The sequence below is a fragment of the Rheinheimera sp. UJ63 genome, from assembly GCF_021568285.1.
Lineage (GTDB): Bacteria > Pseudomonadota > Gammaproteobacteria > Enterobacterales > Alteromonadaceae > Alishewanella > Alishewanella maricola.
In genome coordinates, this window is the sequence record NZ_JAKGTQ010000002.1 from 791,565 (window position 1) to 814,540 (window position 22,976).

At 45.4% G+C, this 22,976-nt stretch carries 16 protein-coding genes; 7 read left to right on the top strand and 9 right to left on the bottom strand.

The window, feature by feature from the left end:
- Nucleotides 1-54 precede the first annotated feature (54 nt).
- Nucleotides 55-2,682: a DNA gyrase subunit A gene (gene gyrA / locus L1N97_RS09665; protein ID WP_236129641.1), complete on the bottom strand. Its 2,628-nt coding sequence runs from the start codon at nucleotides 2,680-2,682 to the stop codon at nucleotides 55-57.
- Nucleotides 2,683-2,870: 188 nt separating this feature from the next.
- Between gyrA and ubiG the strand changes: the two genes are divergently transcribed.
- From ubiG to L1N97_RS09690, 5 genes are all read left to right on the top strand, one after another.
- On the top strand, nucleotides 2,871-3,581 hold the full coding sequence (ubiG, locus tag L1N97_RS09670; protein WP_236129642.1) for a bifunctional 2-polyprenyl-6-hydroxyphenol methylase/3-demethylubiquinol 3-O-methyltransferase UbiG: 711 nt from the start codon (nucleotides 2,871-2,873) through the stop codon (nucleotides 3,579-3,581).
- 344 nt (nucleotides 3,582-3,925) lie between these two features.
- Complete coding sequence (nrdA, locus tag L1N97_RS09675; protein WP_226751600.1) at nucleotides 3,926-6,217, top strand: class 1a ribonucleoside-diphosphate reductase subunit alpha; 2,292 nt, start codon at nucleotides 3,926-3,928, stop codon at nucleotides 6,215-6,217.
- 106 nt (nucleotides 6,218-6,323) lie between these two features.
- Nucleotides 6,324-7,454, top strand: coding sequence for a class Ia ribonucleoside-diphosphate reductase subunit beta (nrdB, locus tag L1N97_RS09680; RefSeq protein ID WP_236129643.1), 1,131 nt, complete (start codon nucleotides 6,324-6,326; stop codon nucleotides 7,452-7,454).
- Nucleotides 7,455-7,459: 5 nt separating this feature from the next.
- On the top strand, nucleotides 7,460-7,717 hold the full coding sequence (yfaE, locus tag L1N97_RS09685) for a class I ribonucleotide reductase maintenance protein YfaE (protein ID WP_236129644.1): 258 nt from the start codon (nucleotides 7,460-7,462) through the stop codon (nucleotides 7,715-7,717).
- Nucleotides 7,718-7,783: 66 nt separating this feature from the next.
- A complete protein-coding gene (locus L1N97_RS09690; protein WP_236129645.1) occupies nucleotides 7,784-8,746 on the top strand; it encodes a tetratricopeptide repeat protein in 963 nt (320 codons plus the stop codon).
- Nucleotides 8,747-8,819: 73 nt separating this feature from the next.
- On the opposite strand, the gene L1N97_RS09695 is transcribed toward L1N97_RS09690, so the two are convergent.
- The 5 genes from L1N97_RS09695 to L1N97_RS09715 form a co-directional block, all read right to left on the bottom strand.
- On the bottom strand, nucleotides 8,820-9,392 hold the full coding sequence (locus L1N97_RS09695; RefSeq protein ID WP_236129646.1) for a YceI family protein: 573 nt from the start codon (nucleotides 9,390-9,392) through the stop codon (nucleotides 8,820-8,822).
- 11 nt (nucleotides 9,393-9,403) lie between these two features.
- Nucleotides 9,404-9,952, bottom strand: a complete 549-nt coding sequence (locus tag L1N97_RS09700) for a cytochrome b (protein WP_236129647.1) — start codon at nucleotides 9,950-9,952, stop codon at nucleotides 9,404-9,406.
- A gap of 166 nt (nucleotides 9,953-10,118) precedes the next feature.
- On the bottom strand, nucleotides 10,119-11,033 hold the full coding sequence (gene trhO, locus L1N97_RS09705; protein ID WP_229585633.1) for an oxygen-dependent tRNA uridine(34) hydroxylase TrhO: 915 nt from the start codon (nucleotides 11,031-11,033) through the stop codon (nucleotides 10,119-10,121).
- Between the two features lie 92 nt (nucleotides 11,034-11,125).
- Nucleotides 11,126-11,764, bottom strand: coding sequence for a LysE family translocator (locus L1N97_RS09710; RefSeq protein ID WP_236129648.1), 639 nt, complete (start codon nucleotides 11,762-11,764; stop codon nucleotides 11,126-11,128).
- Between the two features lie 128 nt (nucleotides 11,765-11,892).
- On the bottom strand, nucleotides 11,893-12,486 hold the full coding sequence (locus L1N97_RS09715) for a GNAT family N-acetyltransferase (protein ID WP_236129649.1): 594 nt from the start codon (nucleotides 12,484-12,486) through the stop codon (nucleotides 11,893-11,895).
- A 166-nt stretch (nucleotides 12,487-12,652) separates the two neighbouring features.
- Between L1N97_RS09715 and L1N97_RS09720 the strand changes: the two genes are divergently transcribed.
- Nucleotides 12,653-15,220, top strand: coding sequence for a TonB-dependent receptor plug domain-containing protein (locus L1N97_RS09720; protein WP_236129650.1), 2,568 nt, complete (start codon nucleotides 12,653-12,655; stop codon nucleotides 15,218-15,220).
- Between the two features lie 69 nt (nucleotides 15,221-15,289).
- On the opposite strand, the gene ydiJ is transcribed toward L1N97_RS09720, so the two are convergent.
- Both ydiJ and ribA read right to left on the bottom strand, forming a co-directional pair.
- A complete protein-coding gene (ydiJ, locus tag L1N97_RS09725; RefSeq protein WP_236129651.1) occupies nucleotides 15,290-18,328 on the bottom strand; it encodes a D-2-hydroxyglutarate dehydrogenase YdiJ in 3,039 nt (1,012 codons plus the stop codon).
- 130 nt (nucleotides 18,329-18,458) lie between these two features.
- The gene (gene ribA / locus L1N97_RS09730; RefSeq protein WP_226751611.1) at nucleotides 18,459-19,040 is read right to left on the bottom strand and encodes a GTP cyclohydrolase II; all 582 of its coding nucleotides are present in this window, start codon (nucleotides 19,038-19,040) and stop codon (nucleotides 18,459-18,461) included.
- A gap of 232 nt (nucleotides 19,041-19,272) precedes the next feature.
- On the opposite strand from ribA, the gene L1N97_RS09735 reads away from it, so the two are divergent.
- Nucleotides 19,273-21,111 (top strand): ABC transporter ATP-binding protein, encoded by a 1,839-nt coding sequence (locus L1N97_RS09735; protein WP_236129652.1) that lies wholly within the window; start codon nucleotides 19,273-19,275, stop codon nucleotides 21,109-21,111.
- A gap of 84 nt (nucleotides 21,112-21,195) precedes the next feature.
- Here the strand turns inward: L1N97_RS09735 and L1N97_RS09740 are convergent, their stop codons facing one another.
- Entirely contained in the window at nucleotides 21,196-22,725 is a 1,530-nt protein-coding gene (locus tag L1N97_RS09740; protein ID WP_236129653.1) for an alanine/glycine:cation symporter family protein, read from the bottom strand.
- Nucleotides 22,726-22,976 lie beyond the last annotated feature (251 nt).

Below are 22,976 nucleotides of genomic sequence, written 5' to 3' on the forward strand. Positions count from 1 at the left end.
GGTTATTTTTTATTCTAAAAACAAAACGAGCGCCAAAGCGCTCGTTTTTAGGGGTTACTCTTCTTCGCCACTGGCATCTTGTGCTAATTGGCTGTCTTGTACTTCTGGCGTACGGCTTGCGCCTTCTTCGGTTACCGCTAAGATTTCATCCTCTTGGATCTCATCAATGCGTTCCACGCCAACCACTTTTTCACCTTCTTGAGTACGGATCAAGATAACACCTTGAGTGTTACGGCCGACTTCAGAAACTTCTTTCACACGAGTACGTACCAAGGTGCCTTTGTTTGAAATCATCATGATTTCATCGCTTTCTGACACTTGCACAGCACCCACCACCAAGCCGTTACGCTCAGACACTTTAATCGATACCACACCTTGTGTGGCGCGGCTCTTCGCTGGGTATTCGCTTAATGCCGTTCGCTTACCGTAGCCGTTCTCGGTAACCGTTAAGATGGGGTTATCGCCGTTCGGGATAATCAGTGAAACAACACTGCCCCCTTCACGTAAACGAATACCGCGCACACCGGTAGCCGTTCGGCCCATGCCGCGTACTTGATCTTCAGTAAAGCGTACCACTTTACCGTCATCAGAGAACAACATGATTTCGTTGCTACCGTCAGTGATCGCGACATCAATCAGGTGATCGCCTTCGTTTAGGTTAACCGCAATAATACCGTTGGCACGTGGACGCGAATAATCCGTTAAGGCCGTTTTCTTCACGGTACCGTTGGCCGTGGCCATAAAGACATATTTGCCTTCTTCGTACTCACGTACCGGCAGAATGGCGTTAATACGCTCGCCTTCTTCCAGCGGTAATAAGTTGATAATCGGTTTACCACGCGCGGTACGGCTGGCCAGCGGTAATTGATAGACTTTCATCCAATACATCCGGCCACGATTCGAGAAACATAAAATCGTATCATGAGTACTGGCGACCAACAGCTTATCAACAAAATCTTCGTCTTTAACCGTTGTTGCCACTTTACCACGACCACCACGACGCTGCGCTTCATAATCGCTTAACGGTTGGTACTTGGCATAGCCAAGGTGCGATAAGGTCACCACAACATCTTCTTCGGTGATCAAATCTTCGATATTGATATCCAGCATATTATCCTGGATCTCAGTGCGTCGAGCATCGCCATACTGCGCTTTAATGGCTTCTAATTCTTCGCAAATCACTTCCATTAAACGTTCAGGGCTGGCCAAAATATGTAATAACTCGGCAATCAGTTCTAACAGATCTTTATATTCAGCTAAGATCTTTTCATGTTCCAGGCCGGTCAGCTTTTGTAAGCGTAAATCAAGAATGGCTTGAGCTTGCTGTTCAGTTAAGAAGTAAAAACCATCACGAATACCAAAATGTGCTTCTAACCACTCTGGGCGTGCGGCATCTTCACCGGCGCGCTCTAACATCGCCGTTACGCCACCGAGTTTCCAACCGAGCTCAACTAAACCGGCTTTCGCTTCGGCTGGGCTGGTAGAGGTTTTAATCAGTTCAATAATTTCATCGATGTTGGCCAGCGCAATGGCTAAACCTTCTAAGATATGGGCACGATCACGCGCTTTACGTAAGTCATAAACAGTACGACGGGTAACCACTTCGCGGCGATGCAGAATAAAGTATTCCAGCATCGGGATCAGCCCCAGTAACTTCGGCTGATTGTTGGCCAAGGCCACCATATTAATACCAAACACGGTTTGCATTTGGGTGTTGGTATACAGCTGGTTTAACATGACGTCGCTTGATTCGCCACGTTTCAATTCAATAACGATACGCATACCGTCTTTGTCTGATTCGTCACGTAAAGCCGATATGCCTTCAATACGTTTTTCTTTAACTAATTCCGCAATTTTTTCAATTAAGCGGGCTTTGTTCACTTGGTAAGGAATTTCGTGCACGATAATCGCTTCACGACCGGTTTTTTCATCGGTTTCGATAAAGGTTTTCGCGCGGATATACACCTTACCACGACCCGTACGGTAAGCTTCTTCAATACCCTTACGGCCATTGATGATCGCAGAGGTTGGGAAATCGGGACCGGGGATATATTGCATTAATTCATGCAATTCGATATCTGGGTTAGCAATTAACGCTAAACAGCCATCGATCACTTCGGTTAAGTTGTGTGGCGGGATATTGGTTGCCATACCCACAGCAATACCCGAAGAGCCGTTAATCAATAGATTAGGCACTTTGGTTGGCATAACCGCAGGGATCATTTCGGTGCCGTCATAGTTTGGCACGAAGTCTACGGTTTCTTTATCAAGGTCAGCCAGCAATTCGTGCGCAATGCGCGCCATGCGAACTTCGGTGTAACGCATCGCCGCTGCAGAATCGCCGTCGATGGAACCAAAGTTACCCTGACCATCTACTAACATATAACGTAACGAGAATGGCTGAGCCATCCGGACGATCGTGTCGTATACCGCACTATCACCGTGTGGGTGATATTTACCGATAACATCGCCGACAACACGCGCCGATTTCTTGTAGGCTTTGTTCCAATCGTTGCCCAACTCCTTCATTGCGAATAACACACGACGGTGTACTGGCTTCAAACCGTCCCGCACATCGGGTAAGGCGCGGCCTACAATGACGCTCATCGCGTAATCGAGGTAAGAATTTTTTAATTCTTCTTCGATATTAATCGGGACTATTTCTTTGGCCAGATCTGTCATAAAACGTTATTTTCCCTTAAATCAAATAGATAACTCGCTTTTTTTGATCTTCTACAGCGCGAGACAACGCGGGATTCTACCACAGAATCAGCGCCTTGCCATGCCTGTTTATGCCTTGTGTAAAGATTGCTGTCTTTGCCATAACAGATCAAGGCCTTATAATGACAAAAAACAACAAGGTTAGCATTATGACAACGCATACTAATGTCGATCCCGCAGAGATCGCGAAATTCAATGATATCGCTGCCCGCTGGTGGGATCCAGAAGGTGAATTTAAGCCTTTACATCTGTTAAACCCGACGCGTTTAGGCTTTATTTGCGATCAAGTCGGTGGCATTTTTGAAACGACAACACTTGATGTGGGCTGTGGCGGCGGTATTTTAGCGGAAAGCATGGCACGGGCCGGTGCTAACGTCACCGCAATTGATATGGCCAGCGAAAGTTTAAATGTGGCGCGTTTGCATGCTTTAGACAGCGCTCTGACGATTGATTATCAACAAAGCACGGCCGAAGCGTTTGCCGCAATGCACCCCGCTAAGTTTGCTTTAGTCACTTGCATGGAAATGTTAGAGCATGTGCCTGAGCCCGCTTCAGTGGTTAAAGCCTGTGCCGATTTAGCTGCGCCTGGCGCCACTTTAATTTTTTCGACGATTAATAAAACGCCAAAAGCCTATTTAATGGCTATTTTAGGTGCAGAGCATTTATTACGGATCGTGCCTAAAGGGACGCACCAGTTTGATAAATTTATTCGCCCCTCTACACTAATGCGCTTTATCGAAGCGGCCGGCTTAGAGGTCGTGGATGCGACCGGTTTACACTTTAATCCGGTTTATAACAGCTTTAAAATTGGCCCAGGGTTAGACGTTAATTATTTTGTGGTAGCACGCAAACCCGCATAAGACAGCTAGCCGCCTAAACCAGGCGGCTTAATAACCAGATAAACTTAAAACGCTGCTTATTAGAACAAATGATTTTTTTACGCATTTTTAGCATAAAACACTTGCCTAAAATGCGTGATACCCGGCACACTGACTGTCAGGTTAGCAGCTACTTACTAGATTAAATATTCCGAAATTTTGCCGCATTTCCTCTCTTGCAAAAATCATTAATCCACTCTATCTTGTGATCGAATTTAGAAATACACCCATATGTTGTGTAATACAGCAGCAACACGGGTTTATTTTATCGCCGTGTTTTGCACACGCATCCCTTTATGATTAAAAAGAAACGGAATACTTCAGCAATGACTCAAACTCTTTTTGTGACCAAGCGCGATGGCCGCCGTGAACCCCTCGATTTAGATAAAATCCACCGAGTGATCACTTGGGCAGCCGAAGGTTTAGCTAACGTGTCGGTATCACAGGTAGAATTGAAATCGCATATCCAGTTTTATGATGGCATTAAATCTTCAGACATTCATGAAACCATTATTAAAGCAGCGGCTGACTTAATTTCGAAAGACACCCCTGATTATCAATATATGGCGGCGCGTTTAGCCGTGTTTCATCTGCGTAAAAAAGCTTACGGTCAATTTGAGCCACCTCATCTTTATAAGCATGTGGTTAAGATGGTGGAAGCTAAACGTTATGATGCGCATATCCTGGCCGATTACAGCGAAGCAGAATTAGATCAACTGAATAGCTTTATTGATCACGGTCGTGATTTGAACTTCAGTTATGCTGCGGTGAAGCAATTAGAAGGTAAATATCTGGTGCAAAACCGGGTTACCGGTGAAATTTATGAAAGCGCGCAGTTTTTATATATTTTAGTCGCGGCCTGCTTGTTTGCGAATTATCCGAAGAGTCAACGCTTGGATTTTATTCGCCGTTTCTATGACGCCACTTCGTTATTTAAAATTTCCTTGCCCACCCCCATTATGTCTGGTGTGCGTACCCCAACCCGTCAATTTAGCTCATGCGTGTTAATTGAATGTGGCGATAGCTTAGACTCGATTAATGCGACTTCAAGCGCTATCGTCAAATACGTGAGTCAGCGCGCGGGTATCGGTATCAACGCCGGACGTATTCGCGCCTTAGGCAGTGCTATTCGTAATGGTGAAGCCTTTCATACTGGCTGTATCCCGTTTTATAAGCATTTTCAAACCGCGGTTAAAAGCTGTTCACAAGGGGGAGTGCGTGGTGGCGCGGCAACCTTATTCTACCCGCTTTGGCATTTAGAAGTAGAATCATTGCTTGTTCTGAAAAACAACCGTGGTGTTGAAGAAAACCGCGTGCGTCATTTAGATTACGGTGTGCAGTTCAACCGCTTAATGTATACCCGTTTAATCAAAGACGACTACATCACCCTGTTTAGCCCATCGGATGTGCCAGGCTTGTATGACGCTTTCTTTGAAGATCAAGAGCAGTTTGATGCTTTATATGTGAAATACGAAGCCGACAGCAAAATTCGCAAAAAACGGATTAAAGCCATTGAACTGTTTACCTTGTTCATGCAAGAGCGTGCCAGTACCGGGCGTATCTACTTACAGAACGTCGATCACTGTAATACTCATAGCCCGTTTAATCCTAAGCTTGCGCCTGTGCGTCAAAGTAATCTCTGTTTAGAAATTGCCTTACCTACTAAGCCACTTGAGCATGTGAACGATCCTAATGGTGAAATTGCCCTGTGCACCTTATCTGCGTTTAACCTAGGGGCCATTACTGATTTATCTGAACTAGAAGAGTTGGCTGACTTAGCCGTACGTTCATTAGATAGTTTGTTAGATTATCAAGACTACCCTATCCCAGCGGCTTACTCGGCATCGATTGCCCGTCGTACTCTGGGTGTAGGTGTGATCAACTATGCCTATTATCTGGCAAAAAATGGCGTGAAATACTCTGACGGTTCCGCTAACGGTTTAACGCACCGCACCTTTGAAGCGATTCAATTTTACTTATTAAAAGCGTCAATGAAACTAGCGCAAGAGCGTGGTCCTTGTCCGAAGTTTAACGAGACCACTTATGCGCAAGGTATTTTACCAATTGATACCTATAAAAAAGATTTAGATAAAGTTTGCCAAGAACCCTTACATCTAGATTGGGAAACGCTGCGTAAAGATATTCAACAATATGGTTTACGTAACTCTACTTTATCGGCCTTAATGCCGTCAGAGACCTCTTCGCAGATCTCTAACGCCACCAATGGTATCGAGCCGCCACGTGGCCATATCAGTGTGAAAGCCAGCAAAGACGGTATTTTAAAACAAGTTGTTCCAGAATATGAACGCTTAAAAGATCAGTACGAATTGCTTTGGGATATTCCGACTAACGATGGTTACTTAGCCTTAGTCGCGATCATGCAGAAGTTTATCGACCAAACCATTTCGGCGAACACCAACTATGATCCCGCTAAGTTTGTTGGCGGTAAAGTACCGATGAAAGTCTTACTGAAAGATCTGCTTAACGCCTACAAACTTGGGGTTAAAACCATGTACTACCACAATACTCGTGATGGTGCAGCAGACTTGCAAGATGATATTAAAGCGGCCGCAGCAGAAGAAGATGATGGTTGTGCCGGCGGTGCTTGTAAAATTTAGTCAGTGTGGTGCTAGCCTGCTGGGCTAGCACCATAAATACAATCGTTTAGGGTGCTGTTTAACCCAATGATGTTTATCACTTTGTTTCTCAGGATTAGTAACTAACATGGCGTATACGACTTTTAACCGCAACATGAACGACCAAATGAAAGAACCGATGTTCTTTGGTAATTCTGTCAATGTTTCACGGTATGACCAGCAAAAGTATCCCATTTTTGAAAAGCTGATTGAAAAACAACTGAGCTTCTTCTGGCGTCCTGAAGAAATCGATGTCAGCAAGGATCGTATCGATTTTCAGCAGTTACCTGAACATGAAAAACATATCTTTTTAAGCAACTTAAAGTACCAAACGCTACTCGATTCGGTACAAGGTCGCTCACCCAATATTGCGCTATTACCGATAGTGTCGATCCCAGAGCTTGAAACCTGGATTGAAACCTGGGCATTTAGTGAAACCATCCACAGTCGCAGCTATACGCATATCGTGCGGAATATCTCGTCTGAGCCGCACAAAGTGTTCGACGATATTATGTTGAACCAGAAAATCTTAGAGCGTGCTGAAGATGTCTCACGTTACTACGATGAATTGATTGATGGTATTAACCTGTATCAACGCCATGGCGCTGGTACCCATGTGCTCAATGGTGAAACGGTCAGTATCACCCTGCGTGAACTGAAAAAACGGCTGTATCTGTGTTTAATGTCGGTTAACGTACTAGAAGCCATTCGTTTTTACGTTAGCTTTGCATGTAGTTTTGCTTTTGCAGAACGCGAGCTGATGGAAGGCAACGCCAAAATTATCCGCTTAATTGCTCGTGATGAAGCACTGCATTTAACCGGAACACAGCATATGCTGAATATTATGGCCAGCGGCGACGATGACCCCGAAATGGCAGAGATCGCCAAAGAGTGCGAAGAAGAAGCTTACGCTATTTTTATGCGCGCTGCCGAGCAAGAAAAAGATTGGGCAGCCTACCTGTTTAAAGATGGCTCGATGATCGGCTTAAACAAAGATATCTTATGTCAGTATGTGGAGTTTATTACCAACAGCCGGATGCAAGCTGTTGGCTTAAAAGCGCGCTTTAGCACCACGCAAAATCCGATCCCGTGGATCAATACTTGGTTAGTGTCTGATAACGTACAAGTTGCACCACAAGAGTCAGAAATCAGCTCTTATTTGGTTGGCCAAATTGATAATGAAGTTGATAGTGGCTCATTTGGCGACTTTGATCTCTAAGCATAATGGCTGAAGTGATCGTTAATGCGCAAGCGCCGCTACAGTACGATAGCGGCCAGCGCAATTTGCTCGATTTTCTAGAAAAACAGCAACACTCCCTTAATTTTCAGTGCCGTGAAGGATTTTGCGGTGCCTGTCGTTGTACGCTGATAAGTGGCCAAGTTCGTTATTTACAAGAACCTTTAGCCTATGTCCGTCGTGGCGAATTCCTGCCTTGTTGTAGCGTTCCTGCCAGTAACATTGAAATAGAAATTCCGAAATAGGATAGCTATTTTTTGTAATTTCGCGCAAAATTAGCCCATTAGTTTCTCTAGGTGATCCGCTAATTCATGAAATCTGTTTTGCTCTCCCTGCTGTTAAGTTTGCCTACCACCAGCACTGTACCCACTGAGTTACAACAACTGTTTGAGCAAGCACGCTATCCGCAATTATTGCAACAACTGCAGCAAGTTGAACCTAATGCCGCCTTACAGTTGTTAAAAGCAAAAGCGCTGATCCAGCAGCTGCAACGTGAAGAAGCCAACACCCTGCTTAATCAATTAGTTATTGCATACCCAAATGATGTGGCCATTTTGACCCAAGCGGCGCTAAACAAAGTGGCCTTAGCCAATGCCGGTTCATTATTTCAAGCCAGAAAACGCGCAACTGACGCCCTGACTTTATTTCAACAAGCGGTTGAACTCGATGCGCATTACTACCCGGCACAACAAGCGTTAATTACTTTTTACCAAACCGCACCAGCAAATGTCGGCGGCAGTAAATCATTAGCAGCTGAGCAAGCGAACCGTTTACAGCAATTAAATGCGGTACAAGGGGTGTTGGCCAAGGTGATGATTGCGGTTAATGAGTCACGTTTAAATGAAGCCTTAGCTATGCTGGAACAGCAACTGCAGCTCAGTATTAATCAACCCGATTTGTTACTACGCAAAGCAACCTTACTAGCCCAGCAAAATGCCTATTTAGCGGCGCAAGAAGCCTATTTAAAAGCCTTACCCTTTTTAACTGATCCGATACAACAATATAGCAGTCGCTTTCAAATTGGCCGACTGGCGGTATTTACCAATCAGTATCAGCAACAAGGTATTGAGGCACTTGAAAGCTATCTCGCTTATTACCAAGGCAGCCAACAAAGCCGTATCAGCCGTGCAAAACTGCGCTTAGCACAGTTGTATTTGCAACAAGGTAACAAAGACAAAGCACGTAGCTTGTATCTGCAAATCGCAGAAGTGTTAACTGAAGAGCAAGACTTTTTAGATGCACGTTCTAAATTAGGAAGCTTATTACAGCAATAAGCTATTGCGTCAGTAGCGACTAAAAAATAAAGGCGACCTGGCATCTAGCAGCGTCGCCTTTTTTATCAGTACCTTACTGCTTTATGCCTTCAATGCTCAATTCCATAAAGACAGTGCTAGATGCAGGGCCTAAATCGTAATTAATCCCAAAGTCTTTTAAAGCAAAAGAAGTCGTGCCCGCGAAACCTGCGCGATAACCGCCCCACGGATCCTGGCCTTCACCGATTTTCTCAGCCGCAATGACCACCTCTTTTGTCACACCATTTAAAGTGAGTTTACCGTGTAAATCAAAGTTATCGCCAGCTTTGGCAACAACCTTAGTACTCACAAATGTCGCCTTGGGGTGTTTAGCGACATTTAAAAAATCACTGCCACGCAAATGCTTGTCGCGCTCTGCATGGTTAGAGTCAATGCTGTTAGTATCGATAGATAACTGGATCTTGGAGGCGGTGAGATCCGCAGCATCGTAACTAAAGTCACCGGCAAAAGTATTAAAGCGCCCGTACAGCCAACTGTAGCCAAGATGACTTATCTTAAACTGCACAAAGGCATGGGCACCTTGCGTATCAATAACATAATCCGCGGCATGAACCGGTAAAGCCGACAGTGTAGCCAGCGTTGCAGCCAATAATAATTTCTTCATCATATTCTCCAAGATTAAGGTTTTCGGCCAAGCATGCGACTCAACGTCTGATCTTTATCAATAACGTGATGTTTTAAAGCCGCTAAGCCATGAATTGAAGCAAAGGCAATTAGGCTGTAGGCGACATATTCATGAACTAAACCCGCAATATCGGCTTGATGGTTAAACAATGCCCCAAGTGACGGCACGTCAAACCAACCAAATACGGAGATAGCACGGCCATCTTCAGTAGAGATCAGATAACCGCTCAACACCATCAATGCCATCGCCAAATACAAATAAGCTTGTACTATGCCAGAGAGCAATCTCTGCCAAGCTCGGTGGCTAGCGATGCTTTTGGGTTGTTGGCTGAACAGGCGCCATAACAAACGAATACACCACAACACCGCCAATAACATCCCAACACTTTTATGCCAATCAGGAGCGATACGGTACCATTTACTGTAGTACGTTAAATCGACCATCCAGACACCCAGATTAAATAAACCAATAACCATAAAGGCCATCAGCCAATGCAGCAAAACACTGATTAATCCATAATGGTGTTGACTGTTTTTAAGCATGATCATCTCCTGTGCAATGCCATCATATATCAATTTAATTAAAGTTAAATTGCATTAATCCGTAGCATTCATTCGATTTAATAGGCGGGATTGGCAGCAGAACAGCTAAAACAAACAAGCCAGCTAGGCGCTGGCTTGTTTGTTAGTAAAATGAGGCTATGACCGTTTATTCAAATTTACCATCGCGGATGTGTTTTTCGCCGCGTAACTTAGCTAACTCAACTTGGCGTTGCCGCTCGGCAAAAGCGGCTTTTTGCTCGTCAGTGGTCTTTTGATAACAATGCGGGCAGCTAAGGCCTTTTGCATAATGCTCTGAAGCCATTTCAACGGCCGATAAAGGCATCCGACAAGCATAACATTGATCATAACTGCCTTGAGCGAGGCCGTGTTTTACGGCGACACGCTGATCGAAAACAAAACATTCGCCTTGCCATTTGCTTTGTTGCTCGGGCATTTCTTCCAGATACTTTAAAATACCGCCATCCAGATGATAGACCTCAGCAAAGCCCTGCTCTTTTAAAAACGCCGTGGATTTTTCGCAGCGAATGCCACCAGTACAAAACATAGCCACTTTTTTGTGTTTAGTTTTATCCAAGTTCTCGGCAGCCCATTGTGGGAACTCACGAAAATTAGTCGTGTTGGGGTTAATGGCATTTTCAAAGGTACCAATGGCTACTTCATAATCATTGCGCGTATCAATAACGATAGTCTCAGGATCGCTGATTAATTGGTTCCATTCTTCGCCTTTTACATAGGTACCCACAATATGCTTAGGATCAATACCAGGCACACCCATGGTGACGATTTCATTCTTTAATTTTACCTTGGTACGGTAAAACGCTTGTTCTTGCGCCAATGATTCTTTGTAACTCATGCCAACAAAGCGCTCGTCACTTTCTAACCAAGCTTTAACCGCATCAATCCCCTGCCGCGGGCCAGAAATCGTGCCATTAATGCCTTCAGCCGCCAGCAATAAGGTGCCTTTGACTTTATGCATAACCATTTGATTATATAAAGGTTCACGCAGCTCTTCGAAATCAGGTAAATCAACAAACTTATATAAAGCAGCAACAACAAACATTATCTATCCTCTTGCTCGGCTGGATCGTAAATCCAGTGCAATTAAAAACAGCGCGCATTATAGCGACAATACGCGCACTCACCAAGCAGGCCTTAGCTAAAACTGCTAATTAACAAATGACCTGCTAATAACAACAATAACACGCCCATCAGTCGGTCAAACCAAAATCCTTTAGACAGTAAAAAATGCCGAATACGCTGCTGGGTCAGTAAATAAGACAGCATGCAAAACCACACCGCGGTCATCGCGGCCATGTAAAGGCCATAAATTGCTTTAAATAACAGCGGCGTTTGTGCAGAAATCACCACGGCAAATAACGATAAAAAAAATAACGTGGCTTTAGGGTTGAGGCCATTGGTAATAAAACCGGTGCTAAAGGCTTTTTTAGCGCTGGGCAGCTGTTCATTACCCGCAGTAACATCCGCAGTGGCGCCTAATTTAGGAGCTTGCGCGCGAATAGCGCCCTGCCCTAAATAAATCAGATACAACGCGGCGGCGACCGACAATAATTGAAATAACCAGGGGGTGGTTTTGATTAATACCCCAATACCAATTAGAGAATAAGAAACGTGCAATAAAATGGCGGCCCCGATGCCTAAACTGGCATAAACAGCGGTTTTACGGCCATAACGCACGGCATAACGCAGCACAATCGCAAAATCAGGGCCGGGACTGGCAACCGCCAGCAAATGGGCAGCGGCAATCACTAAAAATTCAGGCCAAAAACTCATGAAGTTCACTCTGTATTTAATTTTCGGTAATTGTAAAGATTGTCAGCGCCAAAGGCTACTCACCATTTGTCTAAGCTTATGAAAACCAATGCAGTTAAAAGCCTAAATGCATAACTCAAACGAAGGCGCTACTTAAACACAATGACCATTTCAGCCGCACTACAGCAACAGATCCCTTCACAAACAGGACAGGCATACCCCTGATAGGATAGCGCTTGCCAACGGTTTGCATGGATTTTAAGCAGTTCACCACCCGCTTTACTAAAGTAACGTACCGCACTGTTATGGGGTGATTCTCGCCATAAATGGGCCAAGCCAGCACGCGCTCCTTGTTGTTTTAACACTAAGCTTGATTGCTGCAGTAAGCGTTGGCCTATACCTTGACCTTGTAGCTTTGGACTGACCGCTACCGATTTAAAGTAAGCCATCGTCGAAACGGCAACCGGCCAACGTTCGCAGCTACACCATTCGTCAGGCTGCCATTGTCCGGCAGCAAAGCTGAGTCGGTAACCGAGCACCTGCTGTGCGGCCAGCGCGACAAAGCTGGCATTGAGGCCTTGGTAAATCCCTTGCTGCTGCATAACAGCGAGTTTTTCGTTATCCATATAACCGGCACCATGCACCTCGTTCGCCAGTTGGGTCACTTGATCAAAGTGTTTAATCGTTAAGGGCAGAATGTCAACCGCGGTTGCAGAAAAGTTAGCAGACGATAATTTGGACAAATTAAGCCCCTTTTGAGTCAATAACATGTTTAAAAAAGCATCAGTTGCGATAAATGCCACAATAAATAAGATAGACAACAGCAACAATATTCAATATGGTTAAGAAGACGCAAAAAACAAAATGCAGCGTTAGCAGACACAATTATTACTATCCAGGAAATTTATCATGAAAAAAAGTAATTACTATCACCCGGTGAGCCGGGCAGTAAAATACGCGCTAGCCTCAGGTTTAGCTTTGAGCGTTTATTCAACCAACACCTTAGCACAAGACACTGCTGCTGCCGAAGCAGAAACCAAAGTGGAAAAAATTGCGGTCGTCGGTTCACGGTCTGCCCCACGCTCGATTGCTGATTCTCCAGTACCTGTGGATATTATCGGTGGTGATGAATTAATGAAGAGCGGTAGCAGCGATATGCTTAATATGCTGACTTCCACCGTGCCGTCATTAAATGTGCAAACAACCCCCATTAGTGATGCAGCAACGCTGATCCGCCCAGTTAACCTGCGGGGTTTATCTTCTGACAGTACATTAATCCTGTTAAATGGTAAGCGCCGTCATCGTGCCTCTGTTATTACCTTTTTAGGCGGTGGCTTAAATGATGGTGCTCAAGGCCCAGATATCTCTGTTATCCCAGGTATCGCTTTAAAGCAAGTTGAAGTGCTACGTGATGGTGCTGCTGCGCAATACGGCTCTGACGCTATCGCGGGTGTGATTAACTTTGTCCTAAAAGATGCCGATCAAGGCGGCAGCATTGAAGTAAAACAAGGTGAATACTATGAAGGTGATGGTAATTCAACGGAAATTGCTGCCAACGTTGGTATGCCGTTAACCGATGCAGGTTTTGTTAATCTAAGCGTGCAATACAAAAACGTTGATGCCACGAGTCGCAGTGTACAGCGCGCTGATGCGCAAGGTATAATCGATGCCGGTAACCCTTTTGTCGCACCGATTGCCCAAGTTTGGGGTTCACCAGAGCTGAAAGATGATTTCACATTCTTTGGTAATGCCGGTTTAGATTTAGGCAATGATCGTGAAGCCTACATTTTTGGTAACTACTCAGAACGTGATGTTACCGGTGGTTTTTACTATCGTAACCCACACACTCGCGGTGGTGTATTCTCTAATGACGGCGGTGAAACGCTGGAAGTGGTTGATACCACTGGCCAGGGTAACTGTAGCAATGTGTCTTTATTTGACGGTAGCAACAAACTCAACCACGATCAAATCACGGCCAGAGTTGCGGCTTTACCGAGCAACTGTTTCACCTTCTTCTCGATGTTCCCTGGCGGCTTTACCCCGAATTTCGGTGGTAATATCACCGATACCTCATTAACCGCAGGTACCAAGGGTGAATTTAAAGAAGGCGTATTAGCCAATGTATTTTACGATTTCTCTGCCTCTGTTGGTCGCAGTGAATCTAACTTTAAAATCATCAACACCGTTAACGCTTCGCTTGGCCCAGATACGCCAACCAGTTTTGATGCGGGTAAATATATCCAACTGGAAAAAAACTTTTCAGCTGACTTTGTAAAATATGTTGAAGCCGGTTTTTATAACGATGTGGTGGTTGCCAGCGGCTTACAATGGACAGAAGAAAGCTTTGAAATCGTCGCCGGTGAAGTGGCCTCTTGGGAAATTGGCCCTTATGTTAGCCAATTAACCAATGGTTCAAACGGCTTCCCGGGTTTCCAGCCTGATGATGCGGGATTAAATGATCGTCGCAACTATGCCGCTTATATTGATGTTGAAGCTGAAATTACTGAAAAGCTGTTAATGGCAACCGCATTACGTTTTGAAGATTACGATAGCTTTGGCAACACCACTAACTATAAAATTACCGGTCAATATCGTTTAACGGATGACTTGGCTGTTCGTGGTTCACACAGCACCGGTTTCCGTGCGCCAACGGTCGGACAATCTAACGTGCGTAACGTGCGTACTGCGTTAATTGGTGGCGAGTTAGTCGATATCGCTTTATTACCCCCTACCAGCCCAGTATCGTTGTTAAAAGGTGGTAAAGAGTTAACGCCAGAAGAATCAAAAAGCTTTGCTGTGGGTTTAGTCTATAGTGGCGCAAGTTTCTTTTTCACTGCTGATTTATTCCGCATTGAAGTAGACGACCGTATTGGCCAATCGGCTGAGTTTGATGTTACCGCAGCTGACCGTATTGCCTTGCAAGCGGCAGGTGTACGTGGTGTTGAATCGCTGTCGCAAATCACTTTCTTGACCAACGACTTTGATACGGTTACTACTGGCTTAGATCTGGTTGCCAATTACAGCACCAGTTTACTTGACGGTCGTTCTACGTTCAGTTTGGCATATAACTGGACAGACACCGAAGTAAAACGCTTTACTGCCGTTACCGGTGCCTTCAAAGTATCACGCTTAGAAAATGATTTACCGAATCATCGTGCAACCTTAACCTGGAACCAACAATGGCAAGATATTGACATGTTCGTTCGTGGTAACTACTACGGTAGCTTCCAAGGCGTTCATGCTGATGATCCAGGTTTAGTCGGTCAAGGCTCTGAAAAGATGACCTTCGATGTTGAAGTGGCTTACCACCTTAACGACAAGTTTTCTGTCGCCGTAGGTGCACAAAACGTGTTCGATACCGATGCTGAACGCTTACCCAGCGACTTTAGCGAAATCCTCGGTGCTCAATTTTATGAGACCTCACCGATGGGTATCAATGGTGGTTATTACTACCTAAAAGGCATCTATCGTTTTTAACGATAAGCCCCGCGTTCTGTAAAGAACGCGGCTTAACCTAAAAACACCCGGCTAAAGCCGGGTGTTTTTTTATAAGTGTTGTAATAAAACCTGCAACGGATGGCGCGGTTTATCTCCCACTAACCGTTTTACCTGGCTGCGACAAGAAAACCCTGTTACCAATAACTGCTCTGGGCCTATGCGCGCGACTGGCTCACGCCAGCTAAGATCAAACAAGGCTTTGCTATTGGCTAACTGTGCCTGTTCATGGCCGTAGGTGCCTGCCATACCACAACAACCGACACTGACAATTTTTAAGGATAAGCCGCTTTTATCAAAGATCTGCTGCCAGGTTTTTTCCGTAGCAGGCAAAGCTGTTTTTTCAGTGCAATGCGCCAGCAATGAAAACTGAGCCGGTCGACTTGCCGCGGGTAACGCCAATGGGGCTAACCACTCGTGTAACAGTTGCACATTAAAATCGCCCCGCTCGTTGCCTAATGTTTTAGCGTATTCATCGCGGTACACCAACACCAAGGAGGCATCTAAACCGATTAACGGTAACTGTAGCGCGTGTAACTGATTTAAAAAATCAGCCGCGCGTTTCGCGGTTTTAGCAAACTCGCGTAAAAAGCCCTTCACATGCTGCGGCTTGCCGTTGGGTAAAAAAGGCAATAGCACCGGTCGATAACCGAGTTTTTCGATTAAGGCTAGTGCATCAGCAACCAACTCCGCTTCATAAAAGCTGGTAAAAGGATCTTGCACCAGCAGTACCGTCTTTTGCCGCTCTGCTACGGTTAACGCCTGTAAAGCCGTTAAATCAAATCGATAACGGTTGTTCAACCGCTCGGCTAAAGTGGGTACCGATAACAAAGGCGTATCGACGTAACCAATACCGTGCGCCAAGGTTTTTTGTACTAGCGTACGTTTTAAGAAAAAATTAACAAACTTAGGGGCTTTGGCAAGTATGGGTGCCATGCGCTCTATATTGCCCACGATATGATCTTTAGCGGGGCGCAGATAACGGCTATGGTAGAGCTGTAAAAACCGCGAACGAAACGTTGGCACATCCACGTTAATAGGACACTGCGAAGCACACGCCTTACAAGCTAAGCAGCCATCCATCGCTTCTTTTACTTCATGTGAAAAATCGGCTTCACCTTGGCGTTGGGCCCAACTATGTTTCATCTTCTGCCACAGCGCAGTCAGGCCTTGGCTTTGCGTTAATAAGCGTTGTTCATCGGCTAATACATCGACCCCTTGTTGCTGGTTTAAACGCAACCATTCACGCATCAAACCGGCACGCCCTTTGGGGCTGTGGCGACGATCTTTAGTGATCTTGCTAGACGGACACATCGGCGAGGTTTCGTCGTAATTAAAGCACAGGCCGTTACCGTTACAATTTAAGCTGCTATCAAAGCTCTGGCGCACTTCAATCGGAATTTGCCGATCGAACCACGCGCGTTTTTGACCATCTACCGAGACTAACTTATCGCCATTTTGGTAAGGCGTGCAAATTTTCCCGGGGTTAAGTCGATTGCGCGGATCAAAGGCCGCTTTAATTTTACGTAGTTCCGTAAACAGGGTTTCACCAAAGAAGGCTGGGCCATATTCGCTACGATAGCCTTTACCGTGCTCGCCCCACATTAAGCCGCCGTATTTAGCCGTAAGCGCCACCACCTGATCGGATATGGTGCGCAGCAAACGTTCTTGCTCGGGGTCAATAAGATCAAGCGCTGGCCTGACGTGAAGTACACCGGCATCCACATGACCAAACATACCATAATGCAAACCATGCTGATCCAGTAAGGCACGAAACTCTAAAATGAAATCGGCTAAGTTCTCCGGCGGCACGGCAGTATCTTCCGCAAAAGCCAGCGGCTTTTGACTGCCTGCGGTATTACCTAATAAACCCACGGCTTTTTTGCGCATAGTATAAATAGCATTAATCGCGCTAGCATCGTAGGTGAGCTGATAACCAATAATACCGCCTTCGCCAGCGGCCATAGCGGCATCCAGTTTTGAGGTCAGCGCAGCAATTTTCTCGGTAATTTCTGCTTCATCTTCGGTATTGTATTCAACAATATTTAAGCCTTGCATATCCTTGCCTGGCACATCGGTGATCAGATCTTTTACCTGATGCCAAATGATGTCGCCTCGGGCGAGATTCAGTACTTTACTATCAACGGTTTCAACTGATGTTGCTTGCGCTTCAACCAAGAAAGGTGAATTACGTAGCGCACTTTCAAAGCTATCGTATTTAATGTTGAGCAAGCATTTGTACTTAGCAATCGGCGTGATATTCAGCTTGGCTTCGGTGACAAAACCCAGGGAGCCTTCCGAGCCGGTAATAATGCGCGACAGATCAAACTCGGTCATTTCATCGTTAAACACATGCTCTAAATCATAACCGGTTAAAAAGCGATTAAGCCGTGGAAAAGTCGCTAAAATATCGCTACGTTTTTCCCGGCAAGAGCGTAATACCTGCTGATAAATACGACCAATACTGTTGGGTAATTCAGCCCGGTGTTCAGCTTCGAACAACGGCATTTTATGGGTTTTTAACACATTGCCGTCGATTAGCACGGTTTTCAATGCCAACACATGATCACTGGTTTTACCATAAACTAACGAGCCTTGACCTGAGGCATCAGTATTAATCATGCCGCCAATCGTGGCTCGGTTAGAGGTAGATAAATCGGGAGCGAAGAAAAAGCCATAAGGCTTTAAAAAGGCATTTAACTGATCTTTAATAACCCCCGCTTGCACTCGCACCCAACGTTGTTCAACGTTAATCTCCAGTACTTGGCGCATATGACGAGATAAGTCGACCACTACCTGCTCGGTTAACGCTTGGCCATTGGTGCCAGTGCCACCACCTCGTGCGCAAAATTTGATATGACTAAAACTGGAGGTTTGGGCCAACGAGGTCATAATGACCAGATCGTCGGTGCTGCGCGGTAATAACACCGCCTGAGGTAAGGCTTGATAGATACTATTATCTGTCGCTACGGCTAAGCGACTGGCATAACTGGTTTCGATGTCGCCAGTGAAACCGGCGTGCAACAGCGCTTTAGTGAAGGCAACAATACTGGCATCCAGCGCCAGCTCAGGATTAAGCTTGGGGATCATACATCTTGGCCACTTAGACTTGGTATAGCGGCAGTATAACACTAACCGCTAAGTGGCTTTAAGCGCTAAATAGTAAAAAACAGACGTCTTTACTGCTTGATAGTAAAGCAATCCTAACGCTGGCAACAAATTAATCCATATGGCCCATTTTTGCCGCCTTGGTCGCTAAATACCGATGGCTATGCGCGGTGGTTTTTACACGGTGCTGTACCCGTTCTAATACATTAACGCCGACATCTTGCAGTGCTTTTAATTTACGCGGGTTGTTAGTTAGCAACCGAATTTGCGCCACCCCCAGTTGTTGAAACATCTCTGCCGCAATTCCGTATTCACGCTGATCAGGCAAGAAACCAAGAATTTCATTCGCTTCCACCGTATCTAAACCTTTATCTTGCTCAGCATAAGCACGAATTTTATTAATTAAACCAATACCCCGGCCTTCTTGGCGTAAATATAAAATGACGCCTCGCCCTTGTTCAGCAATTTTTTTCATCGCCGCTTCTAATTGCGGGCCACAATCGCAACGTAAGCTAAATAAAGCATCACCGGTTAAGCATTCTGAATGAACGCGAGCTAACACCGGCTCAGCTGTGGTGATGTCACCCAGCGTTAAAGCGACATGCTCTTTGCCATTTTCAGCTTCAAAACCGTGTAAACGAAATTCAGCAAAGGGCGTAGGTAAAAGGGTTGAGGTAACAAGTTTAATGCTCATGGATCATCTCAAAGTTATAACAACGGCAGGATGCTCTTTGTTGGGGCGCAGTAACCACAATTCAAGTTGCTTCAGGCCTGGCAGTATACTGCTTTGCAGCCTCAGCAGATAGTCACTTACCGCCAGTTTAGCTGCTGGGTGCTGACAATCGTCGGCCCTTAGCAGTACAAATTCGGTTACAATAGCGCAGCCGACATCACTACCGATGTCTTATTATTGATGGATATGTTGTATGCTTGGTTTTTTTGAACGTCTCACACGCCCTTTCCCAGACAGTGAACCGACCCAACCCCCTACGGGTGTGTTGGCCTTTTGTCGCCACTATACCAAAGGCATGGAATGGCCTTTAATTGTCATGTCATTAAGCTCTGCCTTATTAGCCATCTTAGAAGTGTCTTTATTCAGCTTTATGGGGCAATTGGTGGACTGGCTGGTGACGCAAAATCCAGAGCGTTTCTTTATCGATGAGCGCGCAACCCTGATTTGGATGACGTTAGTCACGGTGGTGTTGTTACCACTGTTAACGTTATTTCATTCGGCTTTAGTGCATCAAACACTGTTGGGTAATTACCCCATGGCCATTCGCTGGCAGGCACACCGCTATTTATTACGGCAAAGCGTCAGTTTTTATCAAAATGATTTCGCCGGGCGTATTGCGACCAAGGTCATGCAAACCTCATTAGCGGTGCGCGAAACCGTGATGAAACTGTTAGATGTGCTGGTGTATGTCACCGTGTATTTCTCGGCGATGTTATTTTTTGTCGCCGATGCCGATCTGCGTTTAATCATCCCGATGTTGGTGTGGTTAGTGTTCTATATTGCCCTGCAAATGTATTTTGTACCGCGCTTAAAGCGGGTTTCTACTGCACAAGCAGATGCCCGCTCTGAAATGACAGGGCGTTTAGTCGACAGCTATACCAATATTAATACCATTAAGCTGTTTTCTTACACTCAACGCGAAGAGCGCTACGCAAAAGACAGCATGGAAGTATTTTTAAAGCCGGTGTATCAACAAATGCGCTTAGCAACCGGCTTAAGTGTGTCGGTGCAATCATTAAACTATATTTTGGTGTTTTGTATCGCAGCATTGGCGCTGTATCTATGGGCTGGCAGTGCCATTACCGTTGGCGCTATTGCCATTGCGGTCAGTTTAGCACTGCGTCTTAATGGTATGGCGCAATGGATCATGTGGGAAGTCAGCAGCTTATTTGAAAATATTGGTACCGTGGCCGATGGTATTGCCACCTTGTCACAGCCGGCACAAATTCAAGATAAAGCCAATGCTCCGAGCTTGCAGGTCAGCCAAGGTGCAATTCGTTTTGATGCGGTAAGTTTTAACTATGGCAAAGATGCCAGCCAAAGCCATAAAGCGCCGGTGCTATCCGCATTAAGCTTAGAGATTAAACCCGGTGAAAAAATCGGTCTAGTCGGTCGTTCAGGTGCGGGTAAATCAACCTTAGTCAATTTACTGCTGCGCTTTTACGATGTTGAGCAAGGTCGAATTTTAATTGATGGCCAAGACATTAGCCAAGTATCGCAAGAGAGCTTACGCCGACATATTGCGATGGTCACGCAGGATACGTCGTTATTACACCGCTCGGTACGCGATAATATCAGCTACGGTAAACCGGACGCCAGCGAGCAAGAATTGCTAACCGCCGCTGAACAAGCGGAAGCCAGTTTGTTTATTCAAGATCTGACGGATCAAAAAGGCAATGTCGGTTTAGATGCCCAAGTAGGCGAACGCGGTGTTAAGTTATCCGGTGGTCAGCGCCAGCGTATTGCTATTGCGCGGGTATTACTGAAAAACGCACCGGTGTTGATTTTAGATGAAGCAACTTCGGCGCTCGATTCTGAAGTGGAAGCCGCCATTCAACAAAGCTTAAATAGTTTAATGCAAAATAAAACGGTTATAGCGATTGCCCATCGCTTATCGACTATCGCGCAAATGGATCGGCTTATCGTGTTAGATCAAGGGCAAATTGTTGAGCAAGGTACACATAGCGAATTAATTGCAGCCGGTGGCATCTACGCGCAGTTATGGGCGCATCAAACCGGTGGCTTTATTTAACGGCGTAACACACGCTAGTCAGATAATAACAAACCCCGCTATTTAGCGGGGTTTGTTGATTTAACCACAGCTTAAAATAGTATTTTATACCGTTTTAGATTGCTCAGTGTTGGCTGCGGCCTCAGCTTTTGCTTTTGCCAATCTTGCTTCCCAGAAAGTGGCATTTTTAATGCCTAGTTTCACCGGGTCGAAAGTAATAGGGCCACCCGCTTTCATCTGATCTTCATAGTCTTTTAAGCACAAAATAGCTGGCTTGTGCACAAAGAAAATTAACAGAATACCCAGCACGTTAATCCACGCCATTAAACCCACACCGATATCACCAATCCCCCAGATATAACCTGCAGCATTAACGGTACCGTACGCCACCATCGCCATTAAAATGATTTTAAACACAATTAACGGCAGACGGTTATTGAATACGCGGTTAAGGTAAGCCACGTTAGTTTCAGTAATGTAGTAATACGCCAAAATGGTGGTAAAGGCGAAGAAGAATAACGCAATACCCACAAACAGCTGACCAAAATTACCAAAGACACTGTTTAAAGCCATTTGCGTAAAGGCAGCCGAGCCAATTTCGGTGTTTGCTGCTACGTTTTGTACGATAAATTGACCTGCTGGTAACTCACCCACCACGTTGTACTGTTGCGTAATTAAAATCATCAAGGCGGTGGCAGTACACACAAATAAGGTATCAACATAAACCGAGAAAGCCTGCACTAAACCTTGCTGCGCAGGGTGTGCCACTTCTGCAGCCGCTGCGGCATGTGGGCCCGTACCCTGACCGGCTTCGTTTGAATAAATACCGCGTTTAACACCCCAACCTATCGCCGCACCAAAACCGGCTTGCGCAGTGAAAGCATCAGAAATAATCAGGCCGAAAATGCCGCCAACTTTATCTAAGTTTAAAAACACCACGATAAGCGCCATCACGATGTAACCGAGTGCCATAAAAGGCACGACGATTTGCGTAAAGTTAGCAATGCGGCGAATACCACCAAAGATGATAAAAGCTAATACCATCAAGATCACCGCTAGCGCGGCTAACTTATGGGTACCCACTTCACCAAAACTGGTGACGACCATGGCGCCATCGCCAAACACTTGAGTGACGGCATTACCCACTGCATTGGCTTGCACGCCGGGTAAGAATACACCGCAACCAATGATGGCCGAGATCGCAAATAATACCCCAAGCCAACGCCAGCCTAAGCAGCGCTCAAAATAATAAGCTGGACCACCGCGATACTGGCCGTTTTCTTCTACCTTATACACCTGACCCAGCGTAGATTCGGCAAAGGCAGTGCTAGCACCTAAAAAGGCCACTACCCACATCCAAAATACGGCACCTGGACCACCAAAACCAATGGCAGCGGCAACACCGGCGATATTACCGACACCCACTCGACCTGACAACGAAACTGCTAAGGCTTGAAAAGACGAAATACCTTTTTCTGATTCCGTGTTATTGAGTAATAAACTCCACATTTCCCGAAAATGTCGCACTTGTGCGAACCGGGTTAAGATTGAATAAAATAAGCCGGCGCCTAAACACAAATAGATCAGTGCTTCGCTCCAGACATAATTATTAATAGTATTGACCAACTCCTGCATGGAAATCCCCTGGTTGTATTGGTTATTATTTTTAGCACGCCACCGTAATTTGCCATAAGCTGCGGCATATAGCTACGGTACAGGCTTGTGGCAAACGGATAAAATTGTTTTTTTGCCGAGAAATGACGCCATGACAACAACAATGCCGCTGTAGCAAAGGCTGAACGCGCTAAAACTAACCAAATCACCATGCCAAGCGCTCAACATGAAAATCAGCATAAAAAAAGGCACTGTTATTAAAAACACAGTGC